The organism is Enterobacter cloacae complex sp. SHL012 (genome assembly GCF_049237505.1).
Lineage (GTDB): Bacteria > Pseudomonadota > Gammaproteobacteria > Enterobacterales > Enterobacteriaceae > Enterobacter > Enterobacter kobei.
On sequence record NZ_JBMKIZ010000007.1, the window covers coordinates 46,340 to 65,135 of the forward strand.

Annotated in this window: 16 protein-coding genes; 8 read left to right on the top strand and 8 right to left on the bottom strand. The window is 56.7% G+C overall.

Annotated features, from left to right (window positions below):
- Window positions 1-119: 119 nt before the first annotated feature.
- From hofQ to ACOTY9_RS19300, 5 genes are read right to left on the bottom strand one after another with little or no spacing between them, the layout of a single operon-like run.
- Window positions 120-1,361 (bottom strand): DNA uptake porin HofQ, encoded by a 1,242-nt coding sequence (gene hofQ / locus ACOTY9_RS19280; protein WP_348566050.1) that lies wholly within the window; start codon window positions 1,359-1,361, stop codon window positions 120-122.
- Window positions 1,270-1,677 (bottom strand): HofP DNA utilization family protein, encoded by a 408-nt coding sequence (locus ACOTY9_RS19285; protein WP_348566051.1) that lies wholly within the window; start codon window positions 1,675-1,677, stop codon window positions 1,270-1,272. Before ACOTY9_RS19285 ends, hofQ begins: the two co-directional genes overlap by 92 nt.
- Window positions 1,667-2,122 carry a HofO gene (locus ACOTY9_RS19290; protein WP_348566052.1) on the bottom strand — a complete coding sequence of 152 codons (456 nt, stop codon included), beginning with the start codon at window positions 2,120-2,122 and terminating at the stop codon, window positions 1,667-1,669. The genes ACOTY9_RS19285 and ACOTY9_RS19290 overlap by 11 nt, the downstream gene beginning before the upstream one ends.
- Window positions 2,123-2,125: 3 nt before the next feature.
- Window positions 2,126-2,620: a PilN domain-containing protein gene (locus tag ACOTY9_RS19295; protein WP_047027073.1), complete on the bottom strand. Its 495-nt coding sequence runs from the start codon at window positions 2,618-2,620 to the stop codon at window positions 2,126-2,128.
- Window positions 2,617-3,393 carry a hypothetical protein gene (locus ACOTY9_RS19300; RefSeq protein WP_047343543.1) on the bottom strand — a complete coding sequence of 259 codons (777 nt, stop codon included), beginning with the start codon at window positions 3,391-3,393 and terminating at the stop codon, window positions 2,617-2,619. Before ACOTY9_RS19300 ends, ACOTY9_RS19295 begins: the two co-directional genes overlap by 4 nt.
- Before the next feature lie 120 nt (window positions 3,394-3,513).
- Here ACOTY9_RS19300 and mrcA point away from each other — a divergent pair, with 120 nt between their 5' ends.
- Window positions 3,514-6,066 (top strand): peptidoglycan glycosyltransferase/peptidoglycan DD-transpeptidase MrcA, encoded by a 2,553-nt coding sequence (gene mrcA / locus ACOTY9_RS19305; RefSeq protein ID WP_014885532.1) that lies wholly within the window; start codon window positions 3,514-3,516, stop codon window positions 6,064-6,066.
- An 80-nt stretch (window positions 6,067-6,146) separates the two neighbouring features.
- Here mrcA and nudE read toward each other — a convergent pair whose 3' ends face one another.
- The gene (nudE, locus tag ACOTY9_RS19310) at window positions 6,147-6,707 is read right to left on the bottom strand and encodes an ADP compounds hydrolase NudE (RefSeq protein ID WP_008503041.1); all 561 of its coding nucleotides are present in this window, start codon (window positions 6,705-6,707) and stop codon (window positions 6,147-6,149) included.
- Between the two features lie 325 nt (window positions 6,708-7,032).
- On the opposite strand from nudE, the gene ACOTY9_RS19315 reads away from it, so the two are divergent.
- The 5 genes from ACOTY9_RS19315 (at window position 7,033) to pckA (ending at window position 13,200) form a co-directional block, all read left to right on the top strand.
- Complete coding sequence (locus ACOTY9_RS19315; RefSeq protein ID WP_014885533.1) at window positions 7,033-9,168, top strand: intracellular growth attenuator family protein; 2,136 nt, start codon at window positions 7,033-7,035, stop codon at window positions 9,166-9,168.
- Between the two features lie 67 nt (window positions 9,169-9,235).
- On the top strand, window positions 9,236-9,919 hold the full coding sequence (gene yrfG / locus ACOTY9_RS19320; RefSeq protein ID WP_096218016.1) for a GMP/IMP nucleotidase: 684 nt from the start codon (window positions 9,236-9,238) through the stop codon (window positions 9,917-9,919).
- Window positions 9,916-10,317, top strand: a complete 402-nt coding sequence (hslR, locus tag ACOTY9_RS19325) for a ribosome-associated heat shock protein Hsp15 (protein WP_096218015.1) — start codon at window positions 9,916-9,918, stop codon at window positions 10,315-10,317. Before yrfG ends, hslR begins: the two co-directional genes overlap by 4 nt.
- A gap of 18 nt (window positions 10,318-10,335) precedes the next feature.
- Entirely contained in the window at window positions 10,336-11,220 is an 885-nt protein-coding gene (gene hslO, locus ACOTY9_RS19330) for an Hsp33 family molecular chaperone HslO (RefSeq protein WP_162184515.1), read from the top strand.
- A 360-nt stretch (window positions 11,221-11,580) separates the two neighbouring features.
- Window positions 11,581-13,200 (top strand): phosphoenolpyruvate carboxykinase (ATP), encoded by a 1,620-nt coding sequence (gene pckA, locus ACOTY9_RS19335; RefSeq protein WP_023331490.1) that lies wholly within the window; start codon window positions 11,581-11,583, stop codon window positions 13,198-13,200.
- A 124-nt stretch (window positions 13,201-13,324) separates the two neighbouring features.
- Here the strand turns inward: pckA and envZ are convergent, their stop codons facing one another.
- Together envZ and ompR are read right to left on the bottom strand one after the other, a co-directional pair.
- A complete protein-coding gene (gene envZ / locus ACOTY9_RS19340) occupies window positions 13,325-14,671 on the bottom strand; it encodes a two-component system sensor histidine kinase EnvZ (protein WP_014885538.1) in 1,347 nt (448 codons plus the stop codon).
- On the bottom strand, window positions 14,668-15,387 hold the full coding sequence (ompR, locus tag ACOTY9_RS19345; protein ID WP_001157751.1) for a two-component system response regulator OmpR: 720 nt from the start codon (window positions 15,385-15,387) through the stop codon (window positions 14,668-14,670). Before ompR ends, envZ begins: the two co-directional genes overlap by 4 nt.
- A 228-nt stretch (window positions 15,388-15,615) precedes the next feature.
- On the opposite strand from ompR, the gene greB reads away from it, so the two are divergent.
- Together greB and ACOTY9_RS19355 are read left to right on the top strand one after the other, a co-directional pair.
- Window positions 15,616-16,089 carry a transcription elongation factor GreB gene (gene greB, locus ACOTY9_RS19350; protein WP_047343546.1) on the top strand — a complete coding sequence of 158 codons (474 nt, stop codon included), beginning with the start codon at window positions 15,616-15,618 and terminating at the stop codon, window positions 16,087-16,089.
- 87 nt (window positions 16,090-16,176) lie between these two features.
- The gene (locus ACOTY9_RS19355) at window positions 16,177-18,507 is read left to right on the top strand and encodes a Tex family protein (RefSeq protein WP_348566053.1); all 2,331 of its coding nucleotides are present in this window, start codon (window positions 16,177-16,179) and stop codon (window positions 18,505-18,507) included.
- The last annotated feature ends 289 nt before the right edge of the window (window positions 18,508-18,796 follow it).

Below are 18,796 nucleotides of genomic sequence, written 5' to 3' on the forward strand. Positions count from 1 at the left end.
GCATAAGGTAATAAGACGTAAGTCCAACTCAAATCGGTACTCCTTGTATGCTAATTCATGCCCCACGTCAAACATCTGCAACAAACTGAATGCAAAATCATTGCGGGGATCGTTACCCGTCAGTGAATAGCCACCAGACGTGGTGTAATAAACACCACTAACTCACGCCGTTCATTGTCTTTTCCATCATGGCGAAAAAGTTGTCCCAGCCAGGGGATGCGGCTAAGCCCGGGTACGCCGTCACTACCGGTTTTATTCTTTTGCGAGAAAATCCCGCCCAGCGCCAGCGTTTCTCCACTTTTGACCTCCACCTGGGTTTCTATCTCCTGCTTGTCGATGGCCAGCGTTTCACCGTCAGCCTGCTGCAATACCTGTCCCGGCATGTTTTCACTGATGTGTAATTTCAGTCGCACGCGTCCACCGGGCAATACCACCGGCGTGACCTCCATTCCGAGTACTGCCTCTTTAAACTCCACCGAGGTCGCGCCGCTTTCGCCGCTGGAGACCTGATACGGGATCTCACTGCCCTGCTTGATGCTTGCCGGTTGCATATGCGAGGCCAGCAGCCGGGGGCTGGCGATGATATCGACCTGCTGTTTTCGTTCCAGCGCAGATAACTCCAGATCCAGCAGCCTGCCGTTAATCCGCCCGATGTTAAACCCCACATGGCTGGTTGCGCTGGCCACGGACAGATCGCTGCCAAGCGTCGTAATCTGTCCAACCCTGCCCGCCTCGGTAGCGTCAGCGAGATTCCATTTCACGCCCAGCTCACGGAGGCTTTTTTCATTAATGGTGACAATGTGCGCCGCCAGCTCAACCTGCTCGACGGGAATATCCATCTGCAACGCCCACTGCTGCAGTGCTTCCAGCGCGGCCGCGTTATCTCTGACCAGCAGGCGGTTGGTACGTTTGTCGACCGATACACTCCCCTTTGGACTCAGTAGCTTTTCCGCGGCTTTTTGCAGTTCCCCGGCATCCGCATATGAAAATGGGAGGCTTTGCGAGACCAGCGGTGCATCAAGCTGTCGACGCGCCCGCTCCTGCTCTAAACGTTCCCGCCGATCGCGCAGCCATGCCGGGGTATGAACATAAAAAATGCTGCGCTCCTCGTGCAAAACGAGCCCGGCGCTGGCAACGACCGTCTGCAATGCTTGCCGCCAGGGGACGCCCGTCAGATTAAGCGAGAGCGTGCCGCTGACATCGGGCGATATCACCAGATTACGGTTCTCCTGCGTAACCAGTGCCTGGAGCACCTGGGCCACAGGAACATCATCCACCACCAGCGTGACCGGCTTTGGCGCGGCGGCCCACAGCGGGTGGCTGAACGCCAGCAGCAACAGCACTATTATCCTTAACGTCATTTGTATCCTTTCCTTCTCGTTGCCACGTCCATTGCCCGGGTTCACATGTCTCCCCCACGGCAATGACCAGTTCCGTTTCATTGATGGCGGTTATCTGCCAGCCCGCCGGAAAACGATCGCGCATTTTCATACGATGCCAGCGCTGTTGCCCGTCCTGTAAAATAGCCAGTCGCTGCTGTCCTGCTACCATTCCGCGGTAGTGCCACTGCGCCAGCTCGCCCGTAGCGCAAGGGTCATCCGGCGGACGAAACGGATCGCGCATGCCGGTCAATAACAGCACGGAACAAACCAGCAGGCACTTCGCGCTATTTCGCATGTTCCAGCTCCAGCCGCAGGCGTAACACCGTACTTTGGGGCGAAATCGTAAAAGCAGCGACCTGCACATCCCGCTGTGCCAGCCGGGAAAAGAGTGCGGGGATCGCCTGCCACGCCGATTCCAGCGCCAGTTCGCCGCCGTTTTGCAACGGCTTCCAGTGCAGGAGCTTTGTTCCTTCACCCTGAAAATCGAGCGGCGAAAATGGCATCATCTCCCGTGCCGTCTGGGTTTCCGGACGAAGCGCTGTCTTACTGGCGGAAGGCCACAGCGACGCGTTAGTCCGCACCTCCTGGACCAGCTGCTGCTGTCGCTCTGTACACTGCCTCTCAACTGTCCGAAGCACCGTGCTCCATGCTGCCAGTCCCACAAGGAAAATCCCCAGACACATGCAGATCAGCCGACACCAGGGGCGGCTATCACACCAGCGTTCTAACAAAGTCTCCACGCGCTACCCCTCGCTTTTCAGGTACAGCGTGAACATCCAGCGCCCCTGGCTATCCTGCCGAAGCTCCCCTTCAGGCCCGGGCGTAAAGCCGGCGAGTTGTCCCACCCCGTTGCGCAGCGCAGAGAGAGCCGGAAGGGTGGAGGCATACCCGATCATCATCAGCGCGGGAGGCTGATAACGCAGCTCTGTCAGCCAGACCTGTGGGGGCATGGCGCGGGAAAGTGATTCCAGCACCGGTTGCCATGCGTGTCGTTGCAGCGTGCCCGCAGGCTTCTGCGTCACGGTGGTCAGTTTCTGGCGAGACATAAGGCCACGCTGCACGGACTGGGTTCCCACAAGCTGACTTTGCAGCGCGCGCAGCGTTACCTGATGGTTCATTCGCAGACTGAAAACGATCATGAGGATCAGCAGCGACGTGCTGATAAACATGCCGCCCCAGAAACGCAGGCATCGCGCGCGACGCTGCTGACGCCAGGGCAGGAAATTGGTGACGTTCATTCAGGCTCCTCACTCATAGCCAGTGCCAGCGCGACGGTAAAGTCAGCTCCGCATTCGGGGAGAGGAGCATGGCAGCGTTGCAGGGTTTCCCATGGCGTCCGTTGGGTATCAAACAGCGCGATGTCGTTCGGGTTGAGGGCCAGCAGCGCCGCCAGCTCAGTGACGTTTTCTGCTTCAGTGGTGTATCGACGTCCCCACTGGTGGCGCATGGCCCACAGCCATTGATGCTGATCCCGCCAGGCGACGCACGGCGTCGGTGCTACCGCAGGGAGCAGGTTCGCCAGCGCGCTGGCATCCGGGGTGATGGTCGCCAGCCGCAAATGTAGTGTTTTCGCCAGCGCCAGCAGCGTTTCAACCTCCTTGTTTTGTGCGGCAGTGACGTGATACGTATTGCTGAACGTATCCTGCGTGTAATCGAAACAGAGGGTATCTGCGGACATCTCCAGTTCGCGCGAGAGCGACGCGCCCAGCCATGAGAGCTGTTCGCTGTCGCGCAGCGCAACCGCCGGGCGGGGAAGCGACCTTTGCAGAGTGCGCGCGGCTGGGAATGAGAGATAGACCCGGTGATAATGCGGCAGCGTCTTTCGCCAGTCGCGCAACGCATTAACCAGCTGTTCCGGCTGGCAAATTTTGCCGTCACGAATCGTGCCTTCAGCAAGAGTGAATGCCCACCAGCGGCGTAAACACCAGCCGCCTCTCTCCCGGGCCAGCGCCGCAATCAGCACCCTATCCTGTTGAATATGAACGCCCGTTTGCCATGTTTTGAAAGCCATGCTTCACGATCTCCTTATCGCCCGTCGCCGTGACGGCTATATCAATGAATCAGGCTTGCCTTTATACTACCGCGCGATTGTTTAGAAACTGCCCAAGTGAAACCAAATGGGAAATCTCCGGTGAAGTTCGTAAAGTATTTATTCATCCTTGCAGTCTGTTGCATTCTGCTGGGAGCAGGCTCGATTTACGGTTTGTACAAATATATTGAGCCACAGCTACCTGATGTCGCCACGCTTCGCGATGTGCGGCTCCAGATCCCGATGCAAGTCTATAGCGCCGATGGCGAATTGATGGCGCAGTATGGCGAGAAGCGTCGTATCCCGCTGACCTTAAACCAAATTCCGCCCGTGATGGTGAAAGCCTTTATCGCCACCGAGGACAGCCGTTTTTACGAGCACCACGGTGTCGATCCGGTGGGGATTTTCCGCGCCGCGAGCATTGCGTTGTTCTCTGGTCATGCCTCCCAGGGGGCAAGTACCATTACGCAGCAGCTGGCGCGTAACTTCTTCCTCAGCCCTGAAAAAACGCTGATACGTAAGATCAAAGAGGTGTTCCTGGCGATCCGTATTGAGCAGTTGCTGAGCAAGGACGAAATCCTTGAGCTGTACCTCAATAAAATCTACCTGGGCTACCGTGCTTATGGCGTGGGGGCTGCGGCACAGGTGTATTTCGGTAAACCGGTGGATCAACTCACCTTAAGCGAAATGGCCACCATCGCCGGTCTGCCTAAAGCGCCTTCTACGTTTAACCCGCTCTATTCGCTCGATCGCGCCACCTCGCGTCGTAACGTCGTCCTGTCACGTATGCTGAGCGAAGGCTATATCAGCCAGAGCGAGTACGACCAGGCGCGCAATGATGTCATCGACGCCAACTACCACGCCCCTGAGATCGCCTTCTCTGCGCCTTACCTGACCGAAATGGTGCGCCAGGAGATGGTGAGCCGTTATGGCGACAAGGCCTATGAAGATGGCTATCGCGTGTACACCACCGTCACTCGCAAAGTGCAGCAGGCGGCTCAGGAGGCGGTGCGCAACAACGTGATGGACTACGACATGCGTCACGGCTATCGCGGCCCGTCAAACGTGCTCTGGAAAGTGGGTGAAAGCGCGTGGGACAGCAAAAAAATCACCAGCACGCTGAGGGCGCTGCCAACCTATGGCCCGCTCCTCCCTGCTGTCGTGACGCAGGCCAATCCTCAGGAAGCCGTTGCGACCCTGGCGGATGGCACTTCCGTCTCCCTGCGTATGGACGGGATGCGTTGGGCACGACCTTACCGTTCGGACACTCTGCAAGGGCCAACCCCGCGTAAAGTCACCGATGTGGTACAGACCGGACAGCAAATCTGGGTGCGTAAGGTGGGCGATGCCTGGTGGCTGGCGCAGGTCCCTGACGTCAACTCGGCCCTGGTCTCGATCAATCCACAGAATGGTGCGGTCATGGCGCTGGTTGGCGGGTTCGATTTCAACCAGAGCAAGTTCAACCGCGCGACTCAGGCACTGCGTCAGGTTGGCTCCAACATCAAGCCGTTCCTCTACACCGCGGCGATGGATAAAGGCTTAACCCTTGCCAGCATCCTTAACGACGTGCCTATCTCCCGCTGGGACGCTGGTGCCGGTTCCGACTGGCAGCCGAAAAACTCGCCTGCGGAATATGCCGGCCCTATTCGTCTTCGTCAGGGTCTGGGACAGTCGAAAAACGTGGTGATGGTACGTGCCATGCGCGCAATGGGCGTTGACTATGCGGCAGAGTATCTGCAGCGTTTCGGCTTCCCGGCGCAGAACATCGTTCGCACCGAGTCGCTGGCGTTAGGCTCCGCTTCCTTTACGCCGCTTCAGGTCGCACGTGGATACTCGGTGATGGCCAACGGTGGCTTCCTGGTTGACCCGTTCTTCATCAGTAAAATCGAGAACGATCAGGGCGGCGTGCTGTTTGAGGCAAAACCGAAAATTGCCTGCCCTGAGTGTGATATCCCGGTCATTTACGGCAATACACCGAAATCCGAGGTGCTTGAAAACAAGGACATGGAAGACCCTGCCGTGTCTCAGGAGCAGCCGAATATCGTTGTACCGCAGCCACAGCTGGAGCAGGCTAACCAGTCGCTGGTTGCACAGACCGGCGCGCAGGAGTATGCCCCGCATGTGATCAACACGCCGCTGTCGTTCCTGATCAAGAGCGCGTTGAACACCAACATCTTCGGTGAACCAGGCTGGCAAGGTACCGGCTGGCGTGCGGGACGCGATTTACAGCGCCATGATATCGGCGGTAAAACGGGTACCACCAACAGCTCGAAAGATGCGTGGTTCTCCGGCTACGGTCCGGGCGTAGTGACCTCGGTGTGGATCGGTTTCGACGATCATCGCCGTGACTTAGGTCGTACTACGGCATCCGGCGCGATTAAAGATCAGATTTCCGGCTACGAAGGCGGCGCGAAAAGCGCACAACCGGCGTGGGATGCGTACATGAAATCCGTTCTTGAAGGCGTACCAGAGCAGCCATTAACGCCACCGCCGGGTGTGGTCACGGTCAATATCGACCGTAGCACCGGACAGCTCGCTAATGGCGGTAATAGCCGCGCCGAGTATTTCATCGAAGGCACGCAGCCAACCACGCAGGCGGTGCATGAGGTGGGTACAGAGATTATTGATAACGGCGAAACGCACGAGCTGTTCTAAGCATAAAAATGCCCGGTAAAAACCGGGCAAAGAATCCCAGGCCGGGTAAGGCGAAGCCGCCACCCGGCTTTTTTTATGACCTACAACCGCCCCTGCCCCTTCAACCATTCCCGAACCAGGAACAACGCGCTCACGTTGCGGGCCTCGTTAAAGTCTGGGTCTTCCAGCAGATCCATCAGATGCGCCAGCGGCCAGCGCACCTGCGGCAGCGGTTCCGGCTCATCTCCCTCCAGCGATTCAGGGTAGAGATCTTCAGCCACCACAATATTCATTTTGCTGGAAAAATAGGACGGCGCCATGCTCAGTTTTTTCAGGAAAGACAGCTCATTCGCGCCAAAACCCACCTCTTCTTTCAGCTCACGGTTTGCCGCTTCAAAGACCGTTTCACCCGGGTCGATCAGTCCTTTGGAGAACCCAAGTTCGTAAGATTCTGTTCCCACGGCGTATTCGCGGATCAAAATCAGATGATCGTCGACGATAGGGACAATCATCACCGCTTCGCGCGAAGAGGGGCGCATACGTTCATAAACACGACGCACACCGTTGCTGAACTCCAGGTCCACACTTTCAACATTAAACAGGCGCGATTTGGCGACAGTTTCAACATTCAGAATGGTGGGTTTTTGTAGTGGTTTGCTCATCTTGATGGGGTCTTAACAGTGTGAACTGGCTTTATTGTGCGATATGCCGCACGGTTTCGGCAATGTCAATCGCTCTTTATTTACATTTATGCAACGTAGCTGGGATCAATCCTCAATTCAAAACAAATGTCAAGAGGTTGAAATGTTTCCAGGAATTTGCTGATATCGCGCCATAAGAGGCTTTGCTATCATCACCGGTCACTGGGATGCGCTTCAGAATGCTCAAGTTCGACTCCATACTTGCCGATAGCCAGCCACAGACTCTCATTCAATGTAAAGGTGCTACTGATTACACCTGTAAGAAGATTAGTAAGATGGGGAAAGCATGAGCACCATTTTGATTGTTCTCGCTGCTATGCTGGCCAGCGCATTGATTGCAGGGTGGCTGTACTGGCGACGCGCACAGCGCCGTTACCGGCTGCCTTTTTTAAATGCCTTCGCGGGTGCGACCACCCGTAAACTCGCGCAAGATGAGCGCGATGCAGTTGAAAACTATCTCGAAACGCTGAACCGTACCCAGTTATCGCCTGGGCCGACGGGAGCCACAGCTGCGCCTGTCGCACTGAAACTTAACGCGCAGAGCGACACCGTGCTCTGCGTGACGCGTTCCATTACTCGCTACGGTATCACAACGGACGACCCCAACAAGTGGCGCTACTATCTTGATTCCGTCGAGGTACATCTGCCCCCCTCCTGGGAACAGTACATTAACGACGAAAACAGCGTTGAGCTGATTCATACCGATTCGCTGCCGCTGGTTATCTCGCTTAACGGTCATACCCTGAGTGAATATCTTCACGAAGCTCCGCGTTTTGCGCTGGAACGCGCGAGTTCAACACAGGCCTCCATTCGTGGCGAAGAGACCGAGCAGATCGAACTGCTGAACATTCGTCAGGAAACGCATGAAGAATACGCCCTGAGCCGTCCGGACGGCATCCGTGAAGCCATTCTGATCGTTGCCGCTTTCCTGCTCTTTTTTGTCTGCCTGCTGACGCCGGACGTCTTTGTTCCGTGGCTGGCGGGGGGCGCTGTGCTGCTTCTGGCTGCCGGACTGTGGGGGCTTTTTGCACCGCCGGCCAAAACCTCGTTGCGGGAGATCCACTGCCTGCGCGGCACACCAAAGCGCTGGGGTCTGTTCGGTGAAAACGATCAGGAGCATCTCAACAATATTTCGCTCGGTATTATCGACCTTATCTATCCGCGCCACTGGCAACCGTGGATCGCGCAGGATTTAGGGCAGAAAACCGATATTGATATCTACCTTGACCGCCACGTTGTGCGTCAGGGACGCTTCCTGTCTCTGCATGATGAAGTGAAAAATTTCCCGCTTCAGCACTGGCTCCGTAGCACGGTCATTGCTGGCGGCGCCGCGCTGGTGTTTATCATGCTGCTGCTTTTCGTGCCGCTGGATATGCCCATCAAATTCACCCTGTCGTGGATTAAAGGCGCGCAGACCATCGAAGCGACCAGCGTCAACCAGCTGGATGAAGCAGGGGTACGGGTGGGCGATACGCTGCGCCTGAAGGGAACCGGGATGTGTAATATCCACAGCCCGGGCGGATGGAACACGCGGCAGAGCTCGCCTTTCATGCCGTTCGACTGCTCGCAAATTATCTGGAACGACGCGCCGCCGCTGCCATTACCGGAATCCGAAGTGGTGAATAAAGCCACGGCGCTGACCCAGACGGTTAACCGCCAGCTGCACCCGAAAGCGGATGACGATTCACGCGTCAGCCCTGCGCTGCGTTCTGCCATCCAGAAGTCAGGCATGGTTCTCCTGGATGACTTTGGCGATATCGTTCTCAAAACCCAGGATTTATGTTCCTCGCAGGATGAGTGCATACGCCTCAAAAACGCGCTGGTTAACCTGGGGAACAGCAAAGACTGGGACTCACTGGTCAAACGCGCCGAAGCGGGACGACTGGACGGTGTCAACGTCCTGCTGCGCCCGGTAAGCGCCGAATCGCTGGATAACCTGGTCGCCACGTCGACATCGCCGTTTATGATGCGCGAAACCACCCGTGCGGCGCAGGCGCTCAACAGCCCGGCACCGGGCGGCTTTGTGATTGTCAGCGATGAGGGCAGCGACCTGGTCGATCAGCCTTACCCGCAGGTGGCGCTTTATGACTATCCGGCACAGGAGCAGTGGGGTCAGTTCCAGCGTCTGGCGCAGATGCTGATGCAAACCCCCTTCAGCGCCGAAGGGATTGTCACCAGTATTTATACCGATGCCAACGGCACCCGTCATATCGGCCTGCACCGGATGCCGGATAGCGCAGGATTGTGGCGATACATTGGCACCTCTCTGCTGATGATCGCCATGCTTATCGCCATTGTCTGGAACGGTATTATGGCGCTGCGCCGCTATCAACGCTCGCGCACCCGTCTTGCTGAGATCCAGCAATATTATGAAAATTGCCTTAATCCCAAGCTGATCCCCTCCTCCGAGAGCCTGATCTGATAACCTCGTTGCGCGACAAGATGTGCTACCCTGTCGCGCACGTTTCTTCTGGCTGGAGTTCCCCCTTATGCATCTTGATATCGACTGGCAGCAGGTCGACACCGTTCTGCTGGATATGGACGGCACACTGCTCGATCTCGCCTTTGATAACTATTTCTGGCAAAAGCTGGTACCGGAAACCTACGGCGAACAGCAGGGTGTCTCCCCGGCAGAAGCACAGGCATTCATTCGTTCGCAATATAGCGCAGTGCAACATACGCTAAACTGGTACTGTCTTGACTACTGGAGCGAGCGCCTCGGTTTGGATATTTGTGCCATGACCACCGCCCAGGGCCCTCGCGCGGTACTGCGCGAAGATACGGTACCGTTCCTGGACGCGCTGAAAGCCAGCGGCAAGCGCCGTATTTTGCTGACCAACGCGCATCCACATAATCTGGCCGTGAAGCTGGAGCACACGGGGCTGGCATCGCACCTTGATTTATTGCTTTCTACCCACACATTTGGTTATCCGAAAGAGGATCAGCGGTTGTGGCATGCGGTGAAGGAAGAGACCGGCTTGCAGCCGGAACGCACGCTGTTCATTGACGACAGCGAGCCCATTCTGGATTCCGCGGCAACGTTTGGCATTCGCTATTGTCTGGGCGTCACCAATCCTGACTCTGGCCTGGCTGAAAAACGCTATTTGCGACATCCTGGACTGAACGACTACCGCCAGATGATCCCCTCACTGACCGTGAAGGAGACGCCATGAAAGAAAAACCCTCTGACGGGGTAAGACTGGATAAATGGCTGTGGGCGGCCCGTTTTTATAAAACGCGCGCCCTTGCCCGCGAGATGGTTGACGGCGGTAAAGTGCATTACAACGGCCAGCGCAGCAAGCCGAGCAAGCTGGTTGAGCTGAACGCCACCTTAACGCTACGCCAGGGCAACGATGAAAAAACGGTGGTGATTAAAGCCATTACCGAACAACGTCGGCCCGCATCGGAAGCCGCACTGCTTTATGAAGAGACGGCGGAAAGCATTGAGAAACGCGAGAAGACCGCGCTGGCGCGCAAAATGAATGCGCTAACCATGCCCCACCCGGACCGGCGGCCGGATAAAAAAGAGCGCCGCGATCTGATGAAATTTAAACACGGTGAGACAGAGTAACCCTCACCCGCACGAGAGATGAAAATGGCCCAACACGACCAATTACACCGCTATCTGTTTGAACAATTCGCCGTGCGCGGCGAACTGGTCACCGTATCCGAAACCTGGAAACAGATTCTGGAAAACCACAATTACCCGCTGCCGGTGAAGACCCTGTTGGGCGAACTGCTGGTTGCCACCAGCCTGCTGACCGCGACGCTGAAATTTGCCGGTGATATTACCGTGCAGTTGCAGGGTGACGGCCCAATGACGCTGGCAGTAATCAACGGCAATAACCAGCAGCAGATGCGCGGCGTCGCACGCGTTCAGGGCGATGTGCCTGAAAATGCAGACCTCAAAACGCTGGTGGGGAATGGCTACCTGGTGATCACCATCTCCCCTGAGGAAGGTGAACGCTATCAGGGCGTGGTCGGCCTCGAAGGGGATACCCTGGCAGCCTGCCTGGAAGATTACTTCATGCGTTCTGAACAGCTGCCGACGCGTCTGTTCATCCGCACCGGTGAAGTGGATGGTCAGCCTGCTGCGGGCGGTATGCTGCTGCAAGTTCTGCCAGCCCAGGACGCACAGACCAATGACTTCGAGCACCTGGCGACGCTGACCGAAACCGTCAAAGCCGAAGAGCTGTTTAACCTGTCGGCGACTGACGTGCTGTGGCGTCTGTACCACGAAGAAGAAGTGACCGTTTACGACCCGCAGGCGGTGGAGTTCAAATGCACCTGTTCTCGCGAACGCTGCGCGGGTGCGCTGAAAACCCTGCCAGATGAAGAGATCGACAGCATCATGGCGGAAGACGGCGAAATTGATATGCACTGTGACTACTGCGGTACGCACTATGTGTTCAATTCAATGGATATCGCTGAGATCCGCAACAACGCCTCCCCGGCGGATCCGCAGGTTCACTAATACCCTTCCCTCTCCCCATCCAGTTCCCTCTCCCAGTGGGAGAGGGTTAGGGTGAGGGCAAAAAACCTCGCTTAAGCTGAATCGTTTTCCGTATGTAACTCTTACGTAATTTTCTTACGTGTATGCGATTACATTCACATTCTCTCCGATAAAATCACCAGCCTTTAACCTTTTCGGAACATTTTCCCCAACCAAAAAGCGATTCCTGCGATAATCCGCCTGCACTGTGACTGGAGTCGCAGCGTTTTCCGTTAGTAAGGGTTTTGTCCAGATGCGTAAATCTATGAGCCCCGTCGCGGTTAACAACCCCAGAAAAACCCTACAATTTCAGGCAGTACATATTGGCTAAGGAGCAGTGATATGCGTGTTACTGGTTTAACCCCGCAAGATCTCAAGGCTTATGGTATTCACGACGTCCAGGAAGTCGTCTACAACCCCGACTACGATACGCTGTATCAGGAAGAGCTCAATCCAGCACTGGAAGGATACGAGCGCGGTGTGTTGACGAATCTTGGTGCTATCGCCGTCGATACCGGTATTTTTACCGGTCGTTCGCCGAAAGATAAGTATATCGTCCGAGACGAAACCACCCGCGATACGCTGTGGTGGGCTGACAAAGGCAAAGGGAAGAACGACAACAAACCGCTCTCTCCGGAAACCTGGCAGCATCTGAAAGGGCTCGTCACCCATCAACTTTCTGGCAAGCGTCTGTTTATCGTAGACGCTTTCTGCGGCGCTAACGCCGACACCCGTCTCTCCGTACGTTTCATTACCGAAGTAGCCTGGCAGGCGCATTTCGTGAAGAACATGTTTATTCGTCCAACCGACGAAGAGCTGCAGGACTTCACGCCTGACTTCATCGTAATGAACGGTGCGAAATGCACTAACCCGCAGTGGAAAGAGCAGGGCCTGAACTCCGAAAACTTTGTCGCCTTCAACCTGACCGAGCGTATCCAGCTGATCGGCGGTACCTGGTACGGCGGCGAGATGAAGAAAGGGATGTTCTCGGTCATGAACTACCTGCTGCCACTGCGCGGCATCGCGTCCATGCACTGCTCGGCGAACGTCGGCGAGAAAGGCGATGTGGCGGTGTTCTTCGGCCTGTCCGGCACAGGGAAAACCACCCTCTCCACCGACCCGAAACGTCGTCTGATTGGCGATGACGAACACGGCTGGGACGATGACGGCGTGTTTAACTTTGAAGGCGGCTGCTACGCGAAGACCATTCGCCTGTCAGAAGAGGCTGAGCCGGATATCTTCCACGCAATCCGTCGCGATGCGCTGCTGGAAAACGTCACCGTACGTGCCGACGGCTCTATCGACTTTGACGACGCCTCGAAAACCGAAAACACGCGCGTGTCATACCCGATCTACCACATCGACAACATCGTGAAGCCGGTGTCAAAAGCGGGTCATGCTACGAAGGTGATTTTCCTGACGGCGGATGCCTTTGGCGTGCTGCCTCCGGTATCTCGCCTGACCGCCAGCCAGACGCAGTACCACTTCCTTTCTGGCTTTACGGCCAAACTGGCGGGTACCGAGCGCGGCGTGACGGAGCCAACCCCAACCTTCTCCGCCTGCTTCGGCGCAGCATTCCTGTCGCTGCACCCGACGCAGTACGCTGAAGTGCTGGTGAAACGCATGCAGGCGTCTGGCGCGCAGGCCTACCTGGTGAACACCGGCTGGAACGGGACTGGCAAACGTATCTCTATCAAGGATACTCGCGCCATTATCGACGCCATTCTGGATGGTTCTCTCGATAACGCCGAAACCTTCACGCTGCCGATGTTTGACCTGGCCATTCCAACGTCGCTGCCGGGTGTGGATACGCATATCCTCGACCCGCGCAATACGTACGGTTCGCCGGAACAGTGGCGCGAGAAGGCAGAATCGCTGGCGAAGCTGTTTATTGAGAACTTCGAGAAATATACCGATACACCAGCGGGCGAAGCGCTGGTGAGTGCGGGACCGAAGCTGTAGCCCTTCTCCCTCTCCCTGTGGGAGAGGGCCAGGGTGAGGGCATCAGGCCGCAGAGGTCGCATGTTGTCGGGTGGCGGCTTCGCCTTACCCGACCTACAAAAAAGGTGGCTTTTGCCACCTTTTTTTAACTCTCTTTCACCTGTCCGCGCGTCACCGGCACCGGTAACCAGGCGCGAATGCTCAGCCCACCCCGCTCGCTGGTGCCGATCTCCAGCAATCCGTTATGGTTATCGATAATACGCTGCACAATCGCCAGGCCTAAGCCCGTACCACTGGTGCTGCGCGCACTGTCGCCACGCACAAACGGCTGGAACAGATGCTTACGCTGCTCGGGCTTAATACCCGGACCGTCATCTTCCACCTGGAACCAGGCGCGGTTGAGTTCAGACCCGCTGCTGACTTTAATCCAGCCGTTGCCGTAGCGCGCCGCGTTGACCACCATGTTCGCCACCGCACGCTTAATGGAGAGCGGGTGCATACGGACCTGAATTTCACCGGCCTGAAGGGCAGTATCAATTTCACGTTCATAACCACTTTCCGCGGCCACCACTTCACCCAGCACCGCGTTCAGATCCGCCATCTCCATCGGCATCTCCTGCCCGGTACGGAGATAGTCGATGAACTGCTCGATGATGGCGTTACACTCTTCGATGTCCTTGTTGATGGACTCGGCGAGATAACCATCTTCTTCGCCCATCATCTCCGTTGCCAGACGGATACGCGTCAACGGCGTGCGCAGGTCATGACTGACGCCCGCCATCAGCAGCGTACGGTCATCCGCCAGCTGCTTCACGCCTGCGGCCATGTGGTTAAAGGCCCGCGTCACAGAACGCACTTCCGAGGCGCCATACTCGCGCAGCGGGGGAGGAATAATGCCTTTACCGACCTGCAGCGCAGCGTGCTCCAGGTCAACCAGCGGTCGGTTCTGTATACGGATAAACAGCCAGGCCCCGCCTATCGCCAGCAGCATAATGGCGAGCGTATAGCGGAACAGCGGCGAGAAGTCGCCCTGATGGATTTCCGTCAGCGGAACGCGCACCCAGATGTTGGGTGACAGCCAGGTTTTCAGCCAGACGACAGGCGAGCTTTTGTTGACCTCAACACGGACTTCCGTTGGCCCCCCCAGCTGCTGCGCCATCTGCTGGCTAAGAAATTCGTAGTGCTGCGCCCAGCGCAAACCCGCGTCTTCTGCCGCCTCATTCGAGTAGAGCGAAATGCCCAGCTCACGGTAGATTTCACGGCGAAACGCCGGGGGAACGACCAGTTGCGTGCCGTCCTCCAGTTGCAGTTTATCGGTCATCAGCATACGGACTTCGTACGCCAGGACCTTATTAAACTGCTGGAGGCTCGGCAAAATCGCAAAGTTCAAAACCACCAGGTAGGTCGTCACCAGGCTGACGAACAGCAAGGTGACGATCAGTAACAGGGTGCGGGCAAATGAGCTTCGCGGTGAGAAGCGCATTCGCCTCATGCTTTAGAGCCGTCCGGGACAAACACGTAGCCCAGACCCCATACGGTCTGAATATAACGAGGATGCGCCGGATCTTCTTCCACCATGCGGCGCAGACGGGAGATCTGCACGTCGATGGAGCGTTCCATTGCCGAGTATTCGCGACCACGCGCCAGGTTCATCAGCTTGTCACGGGAAAGCGGCTCACGCGGGTGGCTGACCAGCGCTTTCAGCACCGCAAACTCACCGCTGGTGAGCGGCATTGGCTCGTCTTCACGGAACATTTCACGCGTACCGAGGTTCAGCTTGAACTTGCCGAAGGCAATCACCGCTTCTTCCTGCGACGGTGCGCCAGGCAGCTCGTTCGCCTGACGACGCAGCACGGCACGAATACGTGCCAGCAGTTCACGCGGGTTAAACGGTTTTGGAATGTAGTCATCCGCGCCGATTTCGAGGCCCACGATACGGTCAACTTCTTCACCCTTCGCGGTCACCATGATGATCGGCATCGGGTTACTCTGGCTACGCAGACGACGGCAGATAGAGAGCCCGTCCTCGCCCGGCAGCATCAGGTCGAGAACCATCAGATGGAAAGATTCACGGGTTAGCAGACGATCCATCTGCTCAGCGTTCGCGACGCTACGAACCTGGAAGCCCTGCTCGGTCAGATAACGCTCCAGCAGCGCACGCAGGCGCATGTCGTCATCCACGACCAGAATTTTGTAGTTCTCTTGCATTGTGTGTACTCCCAAAGGTTCGGATAGTCTTTGTGACAGCGTATTCTAAAAAAGTGCACGTATTCGACCAGCGAAATCTGGTATAAATTCTAGTCGAAATTGTTACAAAGCATATTTAACAGCAGCTTATCTGCTCATTTCATCACATAAATCATTATTAATCCTGTCTGTTACACTGTGTGGTACGTATTGTGCGCCAGACAGAAAATAGGCAGCAAAGGCTTTACCATGAAAACGCCCCTGATCACCCGCGAAGGGTACGAAAAACTCAAAAAAGAGATGGATTACCTGTGGCGAGAAGAGCGCCCTGAAGTAACCAAAAAGGTGACCTGGGCGGCAAGCCTGGGCGATCGCAGCGAAAATGCTGACTACCAGTACAACAAAAAGCGACTGCGTGAGATTGACCGCCGGGTTCGCTACCTGACCAAGTGCCTTGAGAACCTGAAAATTGTCGATTACTCCCCGCAGCAGGAGGGCAAAGTGTTCTTCGGCGCGTGGGTGGAGATTGAAAACGACGACGGTGACACCCTGCGTTTTCGCATTGTCGGCTACGATGAAATTTTTGGTCGTAAGGATTACATCTCCATCGACTCCCCGATGGCCCGCGCGCTGCTGAAAAAGGAAGTGGGTGATTTGGCCGTCGTTCAGACTCCCGCCGGTGAAGCCTGCTGGTACGTCAATGAGATCGTCTACGTAAAATAGTCCGAGAGCGCCCTCCCCGGCTGGCATTTTGCCGTGTCAGCCCGTATAACTATCCCCTGATTTTTCGACTCAACAGATGATAAAGCCATGATGAAAGATTCGCTCTGCCGCATTATTGCGGGTGAACTTCAGGCCAGAGCCGAACAGGTAGAAGCTGCCGTTCGCCTGCTTGATGAAGGGAACACCGTGCCGTTTATTGCACGTTATCGTAAGGAAGTCACCGGCGGTCTGGATGACACGCAGCTGCGTAACCTGGAAACCCGTCTGGGATACCTGCGTGAACTGGAAGACCGTCGTCAGGCGATCCTCAAATCCATTGGCGAACAGGGCAAGCTGACCAGCGAACTGGAAAGCGCCATTAACGGCACCCTGAGCAAAACCGAACTCGAAGATCTCTATCTGCCTTACAAACCGAAGCGCCGCACGCGCGGGCAGATCGCGATTGAAGCAGGCCTTGAGCCGCTGGCCGACCTGCTGTGGAATGAGCCGTCCCACCATCCGGAAACTGAGGCGGCGAAATTCATCGATGCCGACAAAGGCGTCGCGGACACCAAGGCCGCCCTCGACGGTGCGCGTTACATTCTGATGGAACGCTTTGCCGAAGACGCCGCCCTGTTGGCTAAAGTGCGTGATTACCTGTGGAAGAATGCGCACATCGTCTCTACCGTCGTGGCGGGGAAAGAGGACGAAGGCGCGAAATTCCGCGACTACTTCGATCACCACGAACCGATTTCTACCACCCCTTCACACCGTGCGCTGGCAATGTTCCGCGGCCGCAACGAAGGTGTGCTGCAGCTCTCTCTGAACGCTGATCCGCAGTTTGACGAGCCGCCGAAAGAGAGCCACTGCGAGCAGATCATCATTGACCATCTCGGCCTGCGCCTGAACAACGCTCCGGCAGACAGCTGGCGCAAAGGCGTGGTGAGCTGGACCTGGCGCATCAAGGTGCTGATGCACCTCGAAACCGAGCTGATGGGCACCGTGCGCGAGCGCGCCGAAGATGAAGCGATCAACGTTTTCGCCCGTAACCTGCATGACCTGCTGATGGCGGCGCCTGCTGGCCTGCGCGCGACCATGGGTCTCGATCCGGGCCTGCGTACCGGTGTGAAAGTGGCGGTGGTTGACGGCACCGGCAAGCTGGTCGCCACTGACACCATCTATCCGCACACCGGACAGGCAGCGAAAGCGGCTGTCGTGGTTGCCGCTCTGTGTGAAAAATACAACGTCGAGCTGGTCGCCATCGGTAACGGTACGGCGTCCCGCGAGACTGAACGTTTCTTCCTCGACGTGCAGAAGCAGTTCCCGAAAGTCACGGCGCAGAAGGTGATCGTCAGCGAAGCGGGCGCATCAGTCTATTCCGCCTCCGAGCTGGCGGCGCAGGAATTCCCGGACCTGGACGTTTCATTGCGCGGCGCGGTCTCTATCGCCCGTCGTTTGCAGGATCCGCTGGCGGAGCTGGTGAAAATTGATCCGAAATCCATCGGCGTGGGCCAGTACCAGCACGATGTGAGCCAGACTCAGCTGGCACGCAAGCTGGATGCGGTCGTAGAAGACTGCGTAAACGCCGTCGGTGTTGACCTGAATACCGCCTCCGTGCCGCTGCTGACCCGCGTGGCGGGCTTAACCCGCATGATGGCGCAGAACATCGTCGCCTGGCGTGATGAGAACGGCCAGTTCCAGAACCGTCAGCAGCTGCTGAAGGTGAGCCGTCTGGGGCCGAAAGCGTTTGAGCAATGCGCGGGCTTCCTGCGCATCAACCACGGCGATAACCCGCTGGATGCCTCCACCGTTCACCCGGAAGCCTACCCGGTGGTGGAACGTATTCTGGCCGCCACCCAGCAGGCGCTGAAGGACCTGATGGGCGATAGCTGTGCCCTGCGCAACCTCAAAGCGGTGGATTTCACCGACGATAAATTTGGTGTGCCAACCGTCACCGATATCATCAAAGAGCTGGAAAAACCGGGCCGCGATCCGCGTCCTGAGTTCAAAACGGCGACCTTTGCTGACGGCATCGAGACCATGAACGATCTGCTGCCCGGCATGGTGCTGGAAGGCGCGGTAACTAACGTCACCAACTTCGGCGCGTTTGTGGATATCGGCGTGCATCAGGATGGCCTGGTTCACATCTCTTCTCTCGCCGACAAGTTCGTTGAAGACCCGCACACCGTGGTCAAAGCGGGCGACATCGTGAAGGTGAAAGTGCTGGAAGTGGACCTGCAGCGCAAACGTATCGCCCTGACCATGCGTCTGGACGAGCAGCCAGGCGACACCAACGCGCGCCGTGGCGGAAACGGCGGCGCTCGTGACTCTCAGCGCCCGGCCGCGAAAGCGGCAAAACCGCGCGGGCGTGATGCTCAGCCAGCGGGCAACAGTGCGATGATGGATGCGCTGGCGGCCGCGATGGGCAAGAAGCGCTAAGTGATAAACGCCCGGTGGCGCTACGCTTACCGGGCCTACGGTTTTGTAGGGCGGGCAAACGCAGTGCCGCCCGGCAAGCAGGCCGCAAAGAATTAAAACAAATAGAGTGCATCCATATTTAAACCACTAATTATCACTTCATTAACAAATAACTCTCTTCTCTTTATCTCCGCATTTCAGCAAATATTGAGCAAGGTCAAACAGGCCGTAAATTAATACACCAAACAACATTCCGTCACAGTTTTATTATTGCTGATAAAAACTATTCTCATTATCATCCCATAGTAGA